A 17825-nucleotide genomic window follows, 5' to 3' on the forward strand; every position below is an offset into this window, starting at 1 on the left:
CCCCGGAATGACAGCGTAGCGGCACCGGTTGCCGCCTTGCGCGCCGGCTGGTAAACGGCCGCTCATGGCCGAGAAACCCAAAAAACCTCAGAAGCTGAAGGCGCGCCTGCCGCGCGGGCTGGAAGATCGTGGCCCGGCCGCGATTAATGCCACGCGGGCGATGGTCGAGAAGATCCGCGCCGTCTACGAGCTCTACGGCTTCGAGCCGGTGGAGACGCCGGCGATGGAATACACCGACGCGCTCGGCAAGTTCCTGCCCGACCAGGACCGGCCCAACGAGGGCGTGTTCTCGTTCCAGGACGATGACGAGCAGTGGATCTCGCTGCGCTACGACCTGACCGCGCCGCTGGCGCGCTATGTCGCGGAAAACTTCGACGCGTTGCCGAAGCCTTATCGGTCCTATCGGTTCGGCCACGTCTTCCGCAACGAGAAGCCCGGTCCCGGTCGCTTCCGCCAGTTCATGCAGTTCGACGCCGACACGGTCGGATCGGCGACGCCGGCGGCCGACGCCGAGATCTGCATGATGGCAGCCGACACGATGGAAGCGCTCGGCATTCCGCGCGGCTCCTATGTCATGAAGGTGAACAACCGCAAGGTGCTCGACGGCGTGCTCGAGAGCATCGGACTGCGTGACGATTTCAGCCGGAAGCTGATTGTGCTGCGGGCGATCGACAAATTTGATCGATTGGGACCCGAAGGTGTCCGCGCCCTGCTTGGAGAGGGGCGCAAAGACGAGAGCGGTGACTTCACTAAAGGCGCGGGTTTGACGGCGGACGCAGCTGAGCGCGTTCTCAACTCAACGTGTCCACAGGAGGGCACGAATGCTGAGGTTATTGCCAATCTTAGGAAGCTGTCGGACACGGCGATAGGTGGCGAGGGGATCTCTGAACTAGAAGCGATCTCAAATCTTGTAACTACATCTGGTTACGAAGGTCGCATCCGCATCGATCCCACCGTTGTTCGCGGCCTCGAATATTACACCGGCCCCGTCTACGAGGTTGAGCTGCTGCTTGACACCAAGGACGAGAAGGGCCGCCCGGTGCGGTTCGGCTCGGTCGGCGGCGGCGGCCGCTATGACGGCTTGGTCTCGCGCTTCCGCGGCGAGCCGGTGCCGGCGACCGGCTTCTCGATCGGCGTATCGCGCCTGCAGGCCGCGCTGACGATGCTCGGCCAGCTCGATACGCAGGCGGAGTTCGGCCCCGTCGTCGTCACCGTGTTCGACCGCGACCGCGTCGCCGACTACCAGAAGATGGTCGCGCAGCTGCGCCAGGCCGGCATCCGCGCCGAGCTCTATCTCGGCAATCCGAAGAACATGGGCAATCAGCTCAAATATGCCGATCGCCGCAACTCGCCCTGCGTGATCATCCAGGGCTCGGACGAGAAGGCGCGCGGCGAGGTGCAGATCAAGGATCTGATCGAGGGCGCCAAGGCCGCCGCCGCGATCGCCTCCAACCAGGAATGGCGCGAAACGCGTCCGGCGCAGTTCTCCTGCGCGGAGGCCGATCTGGTCGCCAGGGTCCGCGAGGTCCTGGCACGGCATGACGTGGCGTGGGGATAGCCATTCGCTTGTGACGTCATGCCCGGCCTTGTGCCGGGCATCCACCTCTTGTTTGATGCGCGGCGACGTGAATGGCCGGGACGAGCCCGGCCATGGCGATAACAAGAGGGAGAGCAACAATGCCTGAGATCACCGTGAGCATGGCCGCCGGCCGCACCGACGAGCAGAAGCTCGGCATGATGCGCGACATCACCCAGGCGCTGGTGAAGAATCTCGGCGTCGATGCCGACGCGGTCGTGATCCAGATCAACGAAGCGCCGCTGCATCACAAGATGAAGGGCGGCAAGTCGTTCGTCGAGCGCGCGGCTGCGGCGAAGAAGTAATTCACCTCTGTCGTCCCTGCCGAGTGCGCAATTGCGCACGGGAGCAGGGACCCACAACCACCGATGCCGGTGATTGGCAAAGGCCGTAGCCACAGCCTTCGACCAATTGATATTCGTGGTTATGGGTCCCGGGTCGCGCTTCGCTTGCCCGGGACGACATCTGTTTTGAGGCCACATGGACGCACGCGACTTCATCAGGATCGGTATGAGCGCCGAGCGCATGCTCGTGGTGCCGCCGGAGCGCACCGTCGGGCATTTCGTGCCCGGCATGCCGATGGTTTACGCGACGCCGATGATGATCCTCGAAATGGAGATGGCGTCGGGCGACGCCATCCGCGCCGCGCTGCGTCCCGGCTGGGTCACGGTCGGGACCGAGGTCGATATCCGTCATCTCGCCGCTGCCCTGGTCGGCGCCACCGTGCGGACCACCGCGAAGGTGGTCGCGGTCGAGCGCCGGGTGATCCGCTTCGAGGTCGAGGCTTTTGAGGGCCCGCGCAAGCTCGGCGAAGGCCGCCACGCTCGCGGTCTGATCAATGTCGAGAGTTTTAACAAGCGGCTTGCCGGGACATCGGGCCAAGCGCAGTAGGCGGCCTGTGTTGTCGCGCGTCAATCCACTTGTTCGAACGTCATCCCGGCGCAAAGGCAAAGCCTTTGCGCGGGGGTGACGGGCATGTCAGTGTGTTACTTCGCCAATTCCTTCGAGCGACGCGTTGCCGCGGCAATGGCGCGGGTCATCAGCGGCTGCATGCCGTCATTCGCCATCAGCACCTCGAGCGCCGCAGCGGTGGTGCCGCCGGGCGAGGTGACGTTCTGCCGCAGGGTCGCGGATGGCAGATCCGAGCGATGCAGCAATTCGCCGGAGCCGGCGACGGTCGCGCGCGCCAGCGTGGTCGCGAGCTGCTCGGGCAGGCCGGCCGCAACGCCGGCACGCGCCAGCTCCTCGGCGAGCAGGAACACATAGGCCGGGCCCGAGCCCGAGACCGCGGTCACCGCGTCCATCAGGCTCTCATCGTCGACCCATTCGACGAGCCCGGTCGCTTTCAGCAGCGCATCGGTCATCGCGCGCTGCGCGGCGGTGACGCGCTTCGACGGTACCGCAACCGTGATGCCGCGGCCGATCGCCGCCGGCGTGTTCGGCATCGCGCGCACCACGGCGCCGCCGACAACCTCTTCCAGCGCTGACATGGTCGTGCCGGCCATGATCGAGACGACGAGCGTCGAGGGGCCGACGAAGGATTTCAGCGCGGCGCCGGCGTCGCGGAACGATTGCGGTTTCACCGCGACGACAAGGGTGTCGACCGTGCCGAGATCCTTCGCTTGCGGATTGAGCCGCACGCCCTTTGCGGCAAGCGCGGAAATCTCCGGTGAGAGATGCGGGTCGATCACCGCGACACGCGCGGGCGCGAGACCCTGCGCGAGCCAGCCGGTCAGCATGGCGCCGCCCATCTTGCCCGCGCCCGCAAGCGCGATGGTGCCGGTCGAATTTTTCAGTGCGCTGCTGGATGTGTTCACGGGTGTCACCGCTTGTCGTCCCGGCGAAGGCCGGGACCCATAACCACAGGTGGTTCTAGTGAAGCGAAGCGGGAGCCACAAGCAGTTTGCGTGAGCCCCGAGGTCTCGGAGTATGGGTCCCGGCTTTCGCCGGGACGACACCGAGCATGAGGACGCGCTTACGCCTCGCCCTCGGTGTCGAACATCGCCGCGGCCATCGCCTCGGCGGTCGACTTGCCGGCCCACACCACGAACTGGAACGCCGGATAGTAGCGCTCGCAGGCGTGGATCGCGTTGACCACCATGGCCTCGCACTGCGCGGTGGAGGCGGTGAGGCCGCCCGGCAGCACCAGCGCCTGACGGTGCATCACCATGCCGGTGTGGGTCCACAGGTCGAAATGGCCGACCCACAATTGTTCGTTGATCGCGGCGACCAGCCGCTGCACCTCGGCGCGGCGCGCCTGCGGCATCTTCATGTCGAAGGCGCAGGCGAGATGCAGCGCCTCGATCTCGCCCATCCAGGTGAACGAGAGCTGATAATCGATCCAGTCTCCCTTGGAGACGATCGTCACCTCGTCTTCGCCGGAACGCTCGAACGCCCAGTTGTTGTCGGTGGCGATATCCTCGACCACCGCAAGCGGGTTGTTCCGGGAATCGATAATGCTTTCGAGGAGGGACATGCCGTCTCGGACCTTGTTCTTATGATCGCTTGATACGCACACGGAAGCCGGCACTTGCGACATACTGCGTCGTGGCCGAGTGCAGTTCCTGATGCGGGCTTCCGGATGCCCCTGGACCTGACGCCGATGAAGTGATGTGATTTGCGGAATCCGCGCAACCGCACGCCGAGTCCGTCCACAGCCAAAGCGCGCATCGTCCACAGCTGATCTCCGCCACATCTGTGATTTTGAGAACAAATCGGAATCTAGGCGTTCGCGTAACGCTTTGTTAACCATTTGCCGGCGCTTCGCCGCGCCTGTGAATCAATCGTCGGGCCCTCACATCAACCTCGCAGAGCCGCAACGCGCTCATGGGGACATGCCGTTTCCCCATGCCAAAGGCCTTGCCCGGCTGTCGCGCTTTGGTCATATTTCGTCTCAGGCACGTCCATCCCGGGCGTGCCGAGTTCTCAGGGCGGGGTGAAAATCCCCACCGGCGGTAAGGGTGATGAGCCCAAGCCCGCGAGCGCCTTCCTTTCGCGAAGCCGGGGGAAGGGTCAGCAGATTCGGTGCAATTCCGAAGCCGACGGTTACAGTCCGGATGAAAGAGAACGGTTGCGGCAGCCAACGCGATTTTCGCGTGGGCTCGTGTCGTTGTCCGTGTGCCCTGATTCTGGTCCTGAAAGAGGAAAGCCATGAATCAGATGTTGCAAGACCAAGACGTTCAAGCTTCTCAAGTCCAAACCCCCCAGGCAGAAAACGCTCCCGATACGCCGGCAAATCCGCCGGCGCCGCAGCATCCGCACTTCGCAAAGCCGCAGCGCGTTGCCTTCGTGCAGTCGTCCTGGCATCGCGAGGTGGTGGAAGAGTGCCGCATCTCGTTCCTGAAGGAGATCGAGGCGCGTCACATCACCAATGTCGACGTGTTCGAGGTGCCGGGCTCGTTCGAGATCCCGCTGCACGCACAGCTGCTGGCAAAGACGCGCCGCTACACCGCGATCGTCGCGGCCGGGCTGGTCGTCGATGGCGGCATCTACCGCCACGAATTCGTCGCCGATACCGTGATCAAGGCGCTGATGGATGTGCAGTTGCGCACCGAGGTGCCGGTGTTCTCGGCGGTGCTGACGCCGCAGCAATTCCACGAGACCGAGGTGCATTACGAGTTCTTCCGCAAGCACTTCGTGATCAAGGGGATTGAGGTCGCGGAAGCCTGTGCCAACACGCTGCTCAGCCTCGAACGTCTGCGCGGCCAGGTCGCGGCGGGAATCCCTGGTTAGCATCGGCGGAAAAGCGATTCCGGCATGCGTGCCGGGATCGCTCTCGCCTGCGGCGCGTTCGGTTATGCTTGCGGCATAAAACTAAAACGCGCGGGAGGCGCCCATGACCGAACAACATTCCTCCGACTGGCTCGGCCTGTCGGGCCGCGTGGCCGTCGTCACCGGTGGAGGCGGCGGCATCGGCCGCGCCACCGCCGTCAGTTTCGCGCGGGCCGGCGCCAGGGTCGCCGCGCTCGATCACGACGAGCGCTCCCTTGCGGAGACCAAGGCAACGCTTCGCGAGTTCGGCGACGGTCATCTCGTCGCGAGCTGCGATACGACCAGCGAGGACAATGTCGCGGCAGCCGCCGATGCCGTCGCGCGCACGCTTGGTTCATGCGACATTCTCGTCAACACCGCGGCGGTGCTGCGCCCGGGCGGGCTCGATACGCTCGCGCTCGCGGAATGGAATGCGGTGCTGGCGGTCAATCTCACCGGCTATTTCATCTGCGCACAGGCGTTCGGCCGCCAGATGCGCAAGGCCGGACGCGGCAGCCTTATCCACGTCGCGTCGATCGCCGCCAGCAATGCGCAAGGGCAGAGCGGCGCCTACAGCGTCAGCAAGGCTGGCGTCGTGATGCTCTCGCAGCAACTCGCCGCGGAATGGGGGCCGCATGGCATCCGCAGCAATGTGGTGAGCCCCGGCCTTGTCGTGACGCCGATGAGCCAGGCCTTCTACGACACACCTGGCGTCACCGAGCGGCGCACCGCCGTGGTGCCGATGCGCCGGATCGGCGCACCGCAGGACATGGCGGACGCGACCCTGTTCCTGGCAAGCGATCGCTCGTCGTACGTCAATGGCGAGGAAATCATCGTCGATGGCGGCTACGCGCGGACCCTGATGAGCCACGTGCCGCGGCCGGGGTTCTAGAGCGTTTTCGAGCGAAGTGGATACCGGTTCGCGTGAAGAAAACGCGTCAAAACAAAAATCTAGAGCCCCGTTCCGATTCCATCGGAACGGGAAAAGCTCCAGCGGGTGGCTGCCGCAAACTCGGTGTCGTCCCGGCCTTGAGCCGGGACCCAACCACCAATGCGAATTGATTTACAACGCTGGAGCCACAGCCTTCGCAACAACAACGGCCTGTGGTTATGGATCCCCGCTTGCGCAGGGACGACGGCAAATATCGATTTAATCGAACAGGCTGGAGACCGACTCTTCCGCCGCGGTGCGGCCGATCGCTTCGGCGATCAGGCCGGCGATCGAGATCTGGCGGATGTTCGGCGCCTTGTTGACGGCCTCGGTCGGCAGGATCGAGTCGGTGATGACCAGTTCCTTCAGCCGCGACGAGGCGATGCGCGCGGCGGCGCCGCCGGACAGCACGCCGTGGGTGATGTAGGCCGAGACCTCCTTGGCGCCGTGCGCGATGAGCGCCTCGGCCGCATTCACCAGCGTGCCGCCGGAATCGACGATGTCGTCGACCAGGATGCAATTGTAGCCGGCGACGTCGCCGATCACGTTCATCACCTCGGACTCACCCGGGCGCTCGCGGCGCTTGTCGACGATGGCGAGCGGGGTGTTGATGCGCTTGGCGAGCCCGCGTGCACGCGCCACGCCGCCGACGTCGGGCGACACCACCATCACCTTGGCGAGGTCGAACTTCTCTCGGATGTCGCGCACCATCAGGGGCGCCGCGAAGAGATTGTCGGTCGGGATGTCGAAGAAGCCCTGGATCTGGCCGGCGTGCAGGTCGAGCGTCATGACGCGGTCGACGCCGGCGCGCGAGATCAGGTTGGCGACGAGCTTGGCCGAGATCGGCGTGCGCGAACCGGATTTCCGGTCCTGGCGGGCATAGCCGAAATAGGGCACCACCGCGGTGATGCGGCGCGCCGAGGCACGGCGCAGCGCGTCGGTGATGATCAGCAGTTCCATCAGATTGTCGTTGGCCGGATACGACGTCGACTGCAGGATGAACATGTCCGAGCCGCGGATGTTCTCCTGGATCTCGACGAAGATCTCCATGTCGGCGAAGCGCCGGACCACGGCCTTGGTCAGTTCGATGCCGAGTCCCTTGGCGATGTCCTGCGCCAGCGCAGGATTGGAGTTGCCGGCGACGAGTTTGATTGATCCGTTCTTTGCCGACATCGATGCTTCCCCCCGCGCCTTGCTGGATACGACGTTCAGCATCTCAAGTCCTTACAGAACCGGCGGGTTTTCGGTGCGCGAGGGAATATCAGGCAGGCGCCTCCGATGGCAACCCATTAGCCGGCTTTGGCCGCCGTTTTCCTGGGCAAAAAACGCATTTCCCCGGGAGATAACGGGGTTTTAGTCGGCGGAATAGCCGAGCGCCACGGTCTCGGGCGCGGCAGGGGCCGGGGCGCTTGCCACCGTGGGACCGCGCAGGTCCGGTGCCGGGCTGTCCGCCGGGCCGCCATTGAGCATGCTGGAGAGGCCGCTGAAGCCTGCCTGGGCGATCTTGCGCAGCACCAGGTCGTCGGCGGCGGCCCAGGCGTCGCGGCCGGCCTTGCCGGCGGGCTCCTCGCCGGAGAGCCGCAGCGCGCGTTGCTGGTTGCTGTCGTAGACGTCCCACACCCACGAGATCATGGTGCGGCCGCGCACCACCTGCGCCGACAAATAGCTGCGCACGCGATAGGCGGCAGCGCCCTGGCGCGACACGATCGACAGGCTGCGCAGCTTGGACTCGCTGTCGAGCACGCCCACCATGCGGTCGAACACCTGGGGCGGCGGGCCGTCGATCGATTCGAACGCAACGGTCGCGCCGCTGCTTGCCGGCGTGGCCATGGCGTAGGAGTCGGCCACGTTGCCGCCGGCCGCGCAGCCGCCAAGCGCGCACGCGATCGCGAGCCACGTGCCTGCGATCGCGGCACGCGCGGCTGTCCCAGTTTGAAACTGGCGGTTCGACGCTTCCCTCATTGCGTCCTGCGATATCGTTAAAACGGCTTAACGTCTAGGGCAGGGCGGCCACAGCACTTAACCGATCCGGGCGGCGCGCCACGAGGTTTCGGATTTCCCTGCTCAGTCAGAGAGATGGTGCCGCATGGCTGCGGTGATCCAGGCCCATTCGCGGTTCGGGCTCGCGTCCGGCGATTGCCCGCGCATGATGGCGACGAGCTCCCAATAGCGCGCGGCCCGGGCGTCGTGCAGCGCATATTTGCCGCGAATCCAGTTGCGGAATTCCAGATCAGGTTTTCGCTTCAGCAATCGCGCCGATGTTTCCAGCCAGTCGCGCGCCAGCGCCTGGCCGGCCTCCGACGTCGGGCCGAGGTCGCGCGCGATAATCTCCCTGGCTCTCGCCAGCACGATTTCGTTGGCCGCTTGCCAGGCGGCGAGATCCAGCACGTGGTGATTCCAGACGTCCTCCGCGTTGGCGCGGATGTTGGCGACGAGGGAAGGGTCGCTGAGCATCTCCGAAAGCTCGATCCAGGCATCGCACTGCTCGGGCGTCGGCTCGTCGGGCAATTCGGGCACGCTGGTCTCGATCATCTGCCGGATCCATTTCCGGTCGATGTTGACGCCGTCGGACACTTTCTCGAAAAAGCGTTCGACGACGTTGCGGCGCTCGGTGCGGGATAGCTGCGTCATGGTCAAAAATCTCCTCAAGTCTGCTTCGGTGAGTTGCGGTGAACGCAACGCAGCCCGCAGGGCCGAGGCGACGCGGCGCTGGGCCGCGATCTCCGCTTCGAGCGTCTCGAGGCGAAGCCGCAGCGCCTCGACCAGCGAGAGCTGCTTGGTCAGGACCTCACGGATGGCGTCGAGACCGAGCCCCGCATCGCGCAGGCAGCGGATCAGGTCGAGGCGTACCAGTTCGCCGTCGGTGAAGACGCGATAGCCGCTCGCGGTGCGGCCGGCCGGCGGCAGCAACCCCTGGTCCGAGTAGAAGCGGAGCTTGCGGACGGAAATTCCGCTGAGCCGCGCCGCCTCGCCGATGCTGTAGGTGCGTTGGGTCATGTGCCGCTTGTCCGGTCTCCAGCAGGTGGAGAGTCAAGACGCTTGTCGCACAAAAATCGCCCGATTTTATTCTGACGCGTTCTCCTCACCGCGAACCGGTATCCACTTCGCGGAAAAACGCCCTGGATGCCCGGCGTCAGCTTTCCAGCGCGATGGCGTGAACGAGCCGGCCGTAATCGGCTTCCTTGCGGTGCACGGAGCGGCGGTAGCTGAAGCAGCGCTCGTCGGAATAGGTGTCGATGCCGAGATCGTCGATCATCAGCACGCCGGCATTTTCCAGCCGCATGCGGATGAAGCCGGCAAGATCGAACATCGCGTGTCCGTCGCGTTCGGCGGGCATGAAGAACATGCCGTTCTCCGCATCGGCCTCGATGAAGCGTTCGACGAATTCGTTGCCGACCTCGTAGGACTCCTTGCGGATCAGCGGGCCGATGGAGGCGACGATGCCGCCGCGCTCGGCGCCGAGCTTCTCCATCGCGTCGATGGTCGATTCCAGCACGCCGGTCAGCGCGCCCTTCCAGCCGGCATGCGCCGCGCCGATCACCCGCGCATTGGGATCGACGAACAGGATCGGGCCGCAGTCCGCCGTCGTGACCGAAATCGCAAGGCCCTCGGTGCGGGTGACGAGCGCGTCCGCCTTCGGGCGCGCGGCGCCATTCCATGGACCGGTCACGGCCACGACGTCAGGCGAGTGAACCTGATGCACGCTGACGAGGTGATCGAGCGGCACGCCGAGTTGCTCCGCCATCCGCCGCCGGTTCTCCGCGACCTTGGCCGGATCGTCGCGCGAGCCGAGGCCGCCATTCAGCGCGGCATAGATGCCCTCCGATACGCCGCCCTCGCGCGAGAAGAAGGCATGGCGCAGGCCCGGAATGGCCGACAGCAGCGGTGATCCCAATGTCATTGTTCGGTCTCGTCAGGCTGATCGCTCAATCCGGCGATCGAGGTGAGGCGCGGGTCGGAGATGGCCATGACCTTGAACATCGAGCCCATCCCGCCGCGCCCGGAATCGGTCAGCCGCTTCAGCGCGCCGGCAATGTCGGCGGAGACTTCGGGGCTTGCTTTCGCCATCAGCCCGGCCGCACGGGCCTCGACGCCGAGGCGCTTGAGGAAGTCGCCCTGCGTCGCCGGTCCGTGGACGCGCGCGCCGACATCCTCGGCGGCCCGCCCCAGGGCCTGGAAATCGACATGCGCGGTCACGTCGGCCTGTCCCGGGTTCTTCAGCGGGTCGGCGAAGCTGTGGCGCGCGATCGCCTGGAAGGTGTCGCCGGCGTCGCTGCGCAGATGGCCGTAATCGATGATCAGCGCGGCGCCGTCCTGGTCGCGCAGCCGCGTCGCCAGCTTCATGATCTCGTTGTCGGGCCGCCATTCGAACACCGCGCCGAGCGGGGCGGCGCGCACCAGCGGCGGCAGCAGCACCTCGAAATGCGGTGTCGGCTCGGGCGCGGGCGCGAAATACAGGTTGCCATTGGCATCCATCCCGACCGTCCGCTCGTGCCAGCCGGTCTCGCGGCGGACCATCTGGTGGATCGGCAGCACGTCGAAATATTCGTTGGCGAGGATCACCGCCGGTCCCTCCGGCACGTCGTCGATGTTGTCGTGCCAGGTGATGTTGCGCACGCCCGCCAGCGTCGCGTACTGCTTCTCGCGCAGCACCGGATTGACCTCGACGAGGTGGATGGTGAGCGACTGGTACAGCGGCGGCAGCACGCGCAGCGCACGCAGCGCGTCGGCCATCATGGTGCCGCGGCCGGGGCCGAGCTCGATCAGGCGGAGCGTCTCCGGCGAGCCGATCGCGCGCCAGATCGAGGCGCTCCACAGCCCGAGCAGTTCGCCGAACATCTGGCTGACCTCGGGCGACGTGGTGAAGTCGCCCTCGCGGCCGAGCGGATCGCGCGACAAATAGTAGCCGTACCGCGGATGCATCAGACACAATTCCATGTAGCGCCAGACCGGCATCGGCCCGGACAGCTTGATCAGCTTCCTGATCTCATCCAGCAGCGGGGAGGGGTCGCTCACGGCCTTCCTTGGATTGCACTTGCTTTGGATTGAACTTGTTCAGGTTGAACTCGGCGCCGGACCGTTCGCCCTGCGGCGGACGGCGGCCGTGATGATGATAACGCCCACGATGATCATTGGCACCGACAGCAGCATGCCCATGGTTAACCCGCCCCACAGGAAGCCGAGCTGCGGGTCGGGCTCCCTGAAGTGCTCGCCGATGATTCGGGCAACGCCGTAGATCGCAATGAAGCTGCCGAGGATCAGGCCGGGACGCTTGAGCGCGCCCATCCGGATCATGACGGCCAGCGCCGCAAACAGCACGATGCCTTCAAGCCCGGCCTCGTAGAGCTGGCTCGGATGCCGCGGCAGTGGCCCGCCATTGGGGAAGATCATGGCCCAGGGCAGGCTCGGATCGGCGTGACGGCCCCACAATTCGCTGTTGATGAAATTGGCGAGCCGGCCGAGGAACAACCCGATCGGCGCGACTGCGGTGGTGATATCGCCGAGCGACAGGATCGGGATGTTATTGCGGCGGGCAAACAGCATCACCGCTGCGACGCAACCGAGGAAGCCGCCGTGGAACGACATGCCGCCCTTCCACAATTCCAGGATTTCGGCCGGATGCGCGATGAAGAAGGGCAAATTGTAGAACAGCACATAGCCGGTGCGGCCGCCGACGATGATGCCGATGGTGACCCAGAGGATGAAATCGTCGAGCTGCGGCAGCGTGATCGGCGCCGGGCCGCCCCACAGCCGTTCCTTCTTGATCAGTGAGCGGGCGTAGATCCAGCCCAGCACGATGCCGACGATGTAGGCCAGCGCATACCAGCGGATCACGATCGGGCCGAGCGAGAGCGCGACGGGATTGAACACCGGAAAGTCGATCAGCAGGAACGGCATCGTGCGTCTTGAGACTCAGCTCACGAGGTTGCGGCGGTAAAGCGCCAGCAGCCGCTCCCAGTGACGTTCGGCGGCGTCGCGGTCATAGACCGGACGCTTGGGGAACGCAAAGCCGTGATGCGTGCCGGGATAGATCTCCACCTCGTTGTTCGATCCCTTCATGCCGGCCTTCACCTGCTCGATGATTTCCTGTGGCGCGTAGATATCGGTCTCGGCGCAGGCGAAATAGAGTTCGGCCTTGGTCTTTTGCGCGGCAAGATGCGGACTGTCGGGCTGGTCGGTCGCCAGATGGGTGCCGTAGACCGAGGCGGCGGCCTTGACGCGATCGCCGAAATGCGTCGCCGCGTTCACCGCATAGCGGCCGCTCATGCAATAGCCGACAGTGCCGATGATGCTGGTGTTCGCGGCCTTCTGCGTCTCGGCATAGGCGAGCAGGCCTTTGGTGTCTTCCATGACCAGCGGAATGTTGAGCGAGTGCATCAGCTCGAACATGCGCTTGCGCTCGGGCGATTCCGGATCGGGATTGATCGGGCCGAGCTCCATCACGCCGGCGCGGTAATACATATTGGGCAGCATCACATAATAGCCCGACGTGCCGAGCCGGCGCGCCATGTCGCGCAGCTCCTCGCGGATCGCCGGCGCGTCCATGTAGAAGATGACGACAGGGAAAGGGCCGCCGCGCTCGGGATGGGTGATGAAGGTGGTGGTCTTGCCGTCCTTGGTCGGGATCTCGACGGTCTCTTCGATCATGGCGTTTCTGCTCGCGTTATGTGTGCGATTTCTGTTGTGAGTTCATACGATTGCAAGGAAACCGGAGCATGACAAGGCAAGCCTCGGGAGGCCTGCCATTCGCGCCGGACTTGAACCGGATGGCTGAGATCGCCATTGTCTTGGGCGCGAGGCCAGTGAACGCGGAGAGTTTTGCGAGATGACCCAGACCAGCAACCGGTTTTTCGATGAGATCGGCCGTCTGATGAACGATGCCGCGGGCGCCGCCCAGGGCGTCAAGCGCGAGGTCGACACGGTCATGCGCAACCAGGCGGAACGGATCCTGCGCGACCTCGACGTGGTCAAGCGCGAGGAGTTCGACGCGGTCAAGGACATGGCCCGCCTGGCGCGCGAGGAGAACGAGGCGCTGAAGGCGAGGGTCGCCGCGCTGGAGGCCAAGCTCGGCGGTTCGGCCGGCTGAAACGGCATGTAGCCCGGATGGAGCAAAGCGAAATCCGGGACCACTGCCTCCGCGGGGCCGGCCCCGGATTGCGCTTCGCTCCATCCGGGCTACGCCCCGTCTTGGGGCATCAAGAAAAATCCCTTCATTTCCTTGTCATTTCGGCCCTTTGGGGCTAAAAGCCCGCCACGTCCGCGGCCCCCGCACCCCTGGAGGCTTGCTGTGGACCTGAGCATGGGCCGCGCTGCGGCCTTTAACTTTTTAAATACAAGGACTTAACGCTATGGCGACCGTCAAGGAATTGAAGGCGACCGCGCGTCCGAAGAGCGGCAAGGGGGCCGCCCGGGCAGAGCGTCGCGCCGGGAGAGTTCCCGGAGTGATCTACGGAGACAACCAGCCCCCGGTGACCATCTCGGTCGACGATCGTGAACTGCGCCAGCGCATCCTGGCGGGCCGGTTCCTGACCACGCTGTTCGACATCGATATCGAGGGCAAGAAGCATCGCGTGATTCCGCGCGACTACCACCTCGATCCGGTGAAGGACTTCCCGCTCCATGTCGACTTCATGCGGCTCGGCGAAGGCGCGACCATCCGCGTCAGCGTGCCGCTTCACATCGTGAACGGTGAAAGTTCGCCGGGCGTCAAGCGTGGCGGCACCGTGAACATCGTCACCCACGCGCTCGATCTCGAGTGCTCGGTCGACAACATTCCGCAATACATCGAGGCCGACGTCGGCGCGCTGGAGATCAGCTACTCGCTGCATCTCTCCGACGTCAAGCTGCCCAAGGGCGTGAAGTCGCTGACCCGCGAGGACGCGACGCTGGTCACCATCGTGCCGCCGTCCGGCTACGCCGAAGAGCAGAAGGCCGCGGCTGCGGCTGCTGCCGGTGGCGCTGCTCCGGCCGCGGGTGCTGCAGCTCCGGCCGCTGCAGCGGCTCCGGCTGCGGGTGCTGCGGCTCCGGCCGCGGGTGCCAAGGCTCCCGCCGGTGGCGACAAGAAGAAGTAATCGATCAGGTCGGCGCGCGATCGTCTGATGGCGCGCCGACGCGGGATGCCGCGCCATGCGCCTTTTTGTCGGTCTCGGTAATCCCGGCGCGAAATACGCCAGCAACCGGCACAATATCGGTTTCCTGGCGGTCGATGAGATTGCACGGCGTCATGGTTTCGCACCATGGCGCCGTCGCTTTCAGGGCGAGACCTCCGAGGGCGTCGTCGATCGTGAGAAGGTCGTGCTGCTGAAGCCGACCACCTACATGAACGAGTCCGGGCGCGCGGTGCAGGAAGCGGCGAACTTCTTCAAGCTCGCGCCCTCCGACATCACCGTGTTCCAGGACGAGCTCGAACTGCCGCCCGCCAAGGTGCGGGTCAAGATCGGCGGCGGGATCGCCGGCCATAACGGGCTGCGCTCGATCTCCGCGCATATTGGCAACGAGTATCGGCGGGTGCGGCTCGGGATCGGTCATCCCGGCGTCAAGGAGCTCGTGCACAGCCACGTGCTGTCGGACTTCGCCAAGAGTGACCGGGCGTGGGTGGAGGCCTTGTGCCAGGCCGTCGCCGACAATGCCGGCCTGCTGGCGACCGGGTACGACGCGTCGTTCGCCAACAAGGTGCATCTGACGATGCAGGCCAAGGGGTTTTTCGACAAGGGTGAGGACGGCGGCGAGAAGCCGTCTTGATTCCCTTGTCGTCATGCCCGGCCTTGTGCCGGGCATCCACGTCTTACTTGCCGCGTGCACGGTAAGATGTGGATGGCCGGGACGAGCCCGGCCATGCCGGATCAGAGAATGTTGAGGAAGACATGGGATTCAAATGCGGGATCGTCGGGCTGCCTAACGTCGGCAAGTCGACGCTGTTCAATGCGCTGACCGAGACGGCGGCCGCCCAGGCGGCGAACTATCCGTTCTGCACCATCGAGCCGAATGTCGGCGAGGTCGCGGTGCCCGATCCGCGGCTGGAGAAGCTTGCGGCGGTCGCGAAGTCGGCGCAGATCATTCCGACCCGGCTGACCTTCGTCGACATCGCGGGCCTCGTCCGCGGCGCGTCGCAGGGCGAAGGTCTCGGCAACCAGTTCCTCGCCAACATCCGCGAGGTCGACGCCATCGCCCATGTGGTGCGCTGCTTCGAGGATTCCGACATCACCCATGTCGAAGGCAAGATCGCGCCGCTCGCCGACATCGAGACCATCGAGACCGAGCTGATGCTGTCCGACCTCGACAGCCTGGAGAAGCGCGTCGACAACCTCTCGAAGAAGGCCAAGGGCAACGACAAGGAAGCCAAGGAGCAGCTCGAGCTCGTCAACCGCGCCTTGGTGCTGCTGCGCGACGGCAAGCCGGCGCGCGCGCTGGAGCGCAAGCCGGAGGAGGAGCGGGCGTTCCGCATGCTCGGGCTCCTGACCTCGAAGCCCGTGCTCTATGTCTGCAACGTCGAGGAAGGCTCGGCCAAGGACGGCAACAACTTCTCCAAGGCGGTGTTCGAGCGCGCCAAGGAGGAGGGCGCGGTCGCGGTCGTGATCTCGGCCAAGATCGAATCCGAAATCGCGACGCTGTCGCGTGAAGAGCGCACCGACTTCCTGGAGACGCTGGGTCTCGAAGAGGCCGGGCTCGATCGGCTGATCCGCGCCGGCTACCGGCTGCTCGATCTCATCACCTATTTCACCGTCGGCCCGAAGGAAGCGCGCGCCTGGACCATCGACCGCGGCACCAAGGCGCCCGCCGCCGCCGGCGTGATCCATACCGATTTCGAGAAGGGCTTCATCCGCGCCGAGACCATCGCCTATGCCGATTACATCGCCGGCAACGGCGAAGCCGGCGCGCGCGATGCCGGCAAGCTGCGGCTTGAAGGCAAGGAGTATGTCGTCGCCGACGGCGACGTCATGCATTTCAGATTCAATACCTGAGCGCGATCTCTCCCCAACGTCGTCCCGGCGAAGGCCGGCAACTGTTATGTTGGTTTGGTCTGCAGGTACGGCTTTCGGTCTCGCATCATGGCATTGAGGACCGTGAGCAGCTTCCTGGCGACGGCGATGAGGGCGAGCTTGGCTGGTTTTCCGGCCTGTCGCAGTCGTGCATAGAAGGCCTTGAACGGATCAGCTCTGCGAACTGCGTTGAGGGCCGCCATATAGAGGGCGTCACGAACGCGCTTTCGGCCGCCCGCAATCTTGCGCTTGCCGCGGAAGGTGCCGCTGTCGACGTTGAAGGGAGCAAGGCCAGCGAGCGCTGCGAGTTGTTTCGGTCCGACCCGCCCGAGTTCCGGCATCTGCGCGATGAGCTGCATGCAGGCCACGGGACCCACGCCGGGCAGCGAACGCATTAACTTCGCATCGTCCGCGATCTGCGCTTCGGCTTTAATCAATGCGCTGATGTCGGCCTCGATCTCGGCGATCTCGCTGTCGAGGACCTCGATGAGGCGGCCGATGCGTTCGGCCATGGCGCGATCGTCGGCCTCGCTGCGCCGGTTCTTCTCCTGGGCGCGCATGAGGACCAGCTGATCCCGCCGTTTTGCAAGCCTCGCCAAGGCGCCCCGTGCAGGATCGGCGACCTGCTCGGGGGCGGGCTGCATGGCCCGCGCAAAGGCCGCCAGCATCCGCGCATCGATCGGATCGGTCTTGGCGAGTAGGCCGCTGGCCCGTGCAAAGTCGCGGGCACGGGCCGGGTTGATCCGTGCGAACTGGATCCCGGCCTGACGCAGCGCCTCGCGAAGCGCGAGGTCATAGATACCCGTCGCCTCGAAGACCACCAGCGCATCGCATTGCCAACGCGCCACCTGCTGTGTGATGGCCTGTGTCGCGTTGGCAATGCGCCTCGGCACGCCGTCAGCCTCATCAAAGATATCGAGGTGTTTCTTGGAGATGTCGATTCCGACGTAACGAAGAGCTATGATCACGGTGCCTGTCCCTGTGATGCGAGGTCTGTTGGTGCAGCCTCGTGCAACTGTTCAGGTTGATAGATGGAACGGGCGGGAGACCGAGCCGGCTCACGGCGTCGAGCGCCAAGGACCCAACGGCTTCCCGCCCACCCTCATCCTGACACACTTCCAAGACACAGGGACCCATAACCACCGGCTGCGGTTATGAAGCACGCCGGGGCCCCAGCTCGCACAAACAACCACTCCCTGTGGTGATGGGTCCCGGCCTTCGCCGGGACGACACCGAATATGGGTCGCCGCTCTCGGCTCCGTCGGAGGCGGCGATGTCAAGCGCCCAATAGCAAGGCTACACCTCACCGATCCGCGCGGCCGATCACGTCCATCAGCTCGACGATCTTGCGCCGCTGGTCGGCCTTGTCGCCGGACGAGATCGCATGCTCGACGCAATGCGCCACATGATCGCGCAGGACCTCTTCCTCGACGCGGCGCAGTGCCGCGCGCGCGGCCGCGATCTGCGTCACCACGTCGATGCAATAGCGGTCGTCCTCGACCATGGCAGCCAACCCGCGGATCTGACCTTCGATCCGTTTGAGCCGTTTTAAGCAGGATGTCTTGACCTCGTCTCTCATAGGCCTCAT

General features: G+C 65.1%; 20 protein-coding genes and 1 riboswitch. Of the genes, 9 read left to right on the top strand and 11 right to left on the bottom strand.

The window, feature by feature from the left end:
• The first annotated feature begins 160 nt into the window (after positions 1-160).
• The 3 genes from hisS (at position 161) to XI02_RS09075 (ending at position 2467) form a co-directional block, all read left to right on the top strand.
• Complete coding sequence (hisS, locus tag XI02_RS09065) at positions 161-1558, top strand: histidine--tRNA ligase (protein WP_370169432.1); 1398 nt, start codon at positions 161-163, stop codon at positions 1556-1558.
• 119 nt (positions 1559-1677) lie between these two features.
• Complete coding sequence (locus tag XI02_RS09070; RefSeq protein ID WP_018269806.1) at positions 1678-1881, top strand: tautomerase family protein; 204 nt, start codon at positions 1678-1680, stop codon at positions 1879-1881.
• Between the two features lie 175 nt (positions 1882-2056).
• Positions 2057-2467, top strand: a complete 411-nt coding sequence (locus tag XI02_RS09075; RefSeq protein ID WP_172648517.1) for a thioesterase family protein — start codon at positions 2057-2059, stop codon at positions 2465-2467.
• Between the two features lie 95 nt (positions 2468-2562).
• Here the strand turns inward: XI02_RS09075 and proC are convergent, their stop codons facing one another.
• Both proC and XI02_RS09085 read right to left on the bottom strand, forming a co-directional pair.
• Positions 2563-3393: a pyrroline-5-carboxylate reductase gene (gene proC, locus XI02_RS09080; protein ID WP_069278874.1), complete on the bottom strand. Its 831-nt coding sequence runs from the start codon at positions 3391-3393 to the stop codon at positions 2563-2565.
• A gap of 158 nt (positions 3394-3551) precedes the next feature.
• Complete coding sequence (locus XI02_RS09085; protein WP_016844492.1) at positions 3552-4052, bottom strand: YbjN domain-containing protein; 501 nt, start codon at positions 4050-4052, stop codon at positions 3552-3554.
• 441 nt (positions 4053-4493) lie between these two features.
• A riboswitch (FMN riboswitch) is annotated at positions 4494-4648 on the top strand.
• Positions 4649-4726: 78 nt separating this feature from the next.
• Between XI02_RS09085 and XI02_RS09090 the strand changes: the two genes are divergently transcribed.
• The gene (locus XI02_RS09090) at positions 4727-5308 is read left to right on the top strand and encodes a 6,7-dimethyl-8-ribityllumazine synthase (protein WP_016844493.1); all 582 of its coding nucleotides are present in this window, start codon (positions 4727-4729) and stop codon (positions 5306-5308) included.
• Between the two features lie 103 nt (positions 5309-5411).
• A complete protein-coding gene (locus XI02_RS09095; RefSeq protein WP_069278876.1) occupies positions 5412-6218 on the top strand; it encodes an SDR family NAD(P)-dependent oxidoreductase in 807 nt (268 codons plus the stop codon).
• Positions 6219-6476: 258 nt separating this feature from the next.
• Here the strand turns inward: XI02_RS09095 and XI02_RS09100 are convergent, their stop codons facing one another.
• The 7 genes from XI02_RS09100 to XI02_RS09130 all read right to left on the bottom strand — a co-directional run bounded on the left by XI02_RS09100 (position 6477) and on the right by XI02_RS09130 (position 12905).
• The gene (locus XI02_RS09100) at positions 6477-7430 is read right to left on the bottom strand and encodes a ribose-phosphate pyrophosphokinase (protein ID WP_026192263.1); all 954 of its coding nucleotides are present in this window, start codon (positions 7428-7430) and stop codon (positions 6477-6479) included.
• 180 nt (positions 7431-7610) lie between these two features.
• Positions 7611-8219: a hypothetical protein gene (locus XI02_RS09105; protein ID WP_016844496.1), complete on the bottom strand. Its 609-nt coding sequence runs from the start codon at positions 8217-8219 to the stop codon at positions 7611-7613.
• Positions 8220-8321: 102 nt separating this feature from the next.
• Entirely contained in the window at positions 8322-9254 is a 933-nt protein-coding gene (locus XI02_RS09110; protein WP_016844497.1) for a MerR family transcriptional regulator, read from the bottom strand.
• A gap of 136 nt (positions 9255-9390) precedes the next feature.
• A complete protein-coding gene (gene pgeF / locus XI02_RS09115) occupies positions 9391-10158 on the bottom strand; it encodes a peptidoglycan editing factor PgeF (RefSeq protein ID WP_172648515.1) in 768 nt (255 codons plus the stop codon).
• Entirely contained in the window at positions 10155-11213 is a 1059-nt protein-coding gene (locus tag XI02_RS09120) for a class I SAM-dependent methyltransferase (protein ID WP_172649241.1), read from the bottom strand. The genes pgeF and XI02_RS09120 overlap by 4 nt, the downstream gene beginning before the upstream one ends.
• Before the next feature lie 99 nt (positions 11214-11312).
• Positions 11313-12155, bottom strand: a complete 843-nt coding sequence (gene lgt / locus XI02_RS09125) for a prolipoprotein diacylglyceryl transferase (protein ID WP_172648514.1) — start codon at positions 12153-12155, stop codon at positions 11313-11315.
• A gap of 15 nt (positions 12156-12170) precedes the next feature.
• Complete coding sequence (locus tag XI02_RS09130; RefSeq protein ID WP_018269811.1) at positions 12171-12905, bottom strand: dienelactone hydrolase family protein; 735 nt, start codon at positions 12903-12905, stop codon at positions 12171-12173.
• A 178-nt stretch (positions 12906-13083) separates the two neighbouring features.
• On the opposite strand from XI02_RS09130, the gene XI02_RS09135 reads away from it, so the two are divergent.
• The 4 genes from XI02_RS09135 to ychF all read left to right on the top strand — a co-directional run bounded on the left by XI02_RS09135 (position 13084) and on the right by ychF (position 16219).
• Positions 13084-13344, top strand: coding sequence for an accessory factor UbiK family protein (locus XI02_RS09135; protein WP_016844503.1), 261 nt, complete (start codon positions 13084-13086; stop codon positions 13342-13344).
• A gap of 262 nt (positions 13345-13606) precedes the next feature.
• Complete coding sequence (locus XI02_RS09140; RefSeq protein WP_172648513.1) at positions 13607-14329, top strand: 50S ribosomal protein L25/general stress protein Ctc; 723 nt, start codon at positions 13607-13609, stop codon at positions 14327-14329.
• A gap of 55 nt (positions 14330-14384) precedes the next feature.
• Positions 14385-14999, top strand: coding sequence for an aminoacyl-tRNA hydrolase (gene pth, locus XI02_RS09145; protein ID WP_172648512.1), 615 nt, complete (start codon positions 14385-14387; stop codon positions 14997-14999).
• A 122-nt stretch (positions 15000-15121) separates the two neighbouring features.
• A complete protein-coding gene (gene ychF / locus XI02_RS09150; protein WP_018269814.1) occupies positions 15122-16219 on the top strand; it encodes a redox-regulated ATPase YchF in 1098 nt (365 codons plus the stop codon).
• 44 nt (positions 16220-16263) lie between these two features.
• Here ychF and XI02_RS09155 read toward each other — a convergent pair whose 3' ends face one another.
• The gene (locus XI02_RS09155; RefSeq protein WP_018271587.1) at positions 16264-17205 is read right to left on the bottom strand and encodes an IS110 family transposase; all 942 of its coding nucleotides are present in this window, start codon (positions 17203-17205) and stop codon (positions 16264-16266) included.
• Between the two features lie 335 nt (positions 17206-17540).
• Entirely contained in the window at positions 17541-17816 is a 276-nt protein-coding gene (locus XI02_RS09160; RefSeq protein WP_069278880.1) for a metal-sensitive transcriptional regulator, read from the bottom strand.
• Positions 17817-17825 lie beyond the last annotated feature (9 nt).

This window comes from Bradyrhizobium sp. CCBAU 21365, from assembly GCF_015291305.1.
GTDB classification, from domain to species: domain Bacteria; phylum Pseudomonadota; class Alphaproteobacteria; order Rhizobiales; family Xanthobacteraceae; genus Bradyrhizobium; species Bradyrhizobium elkanii.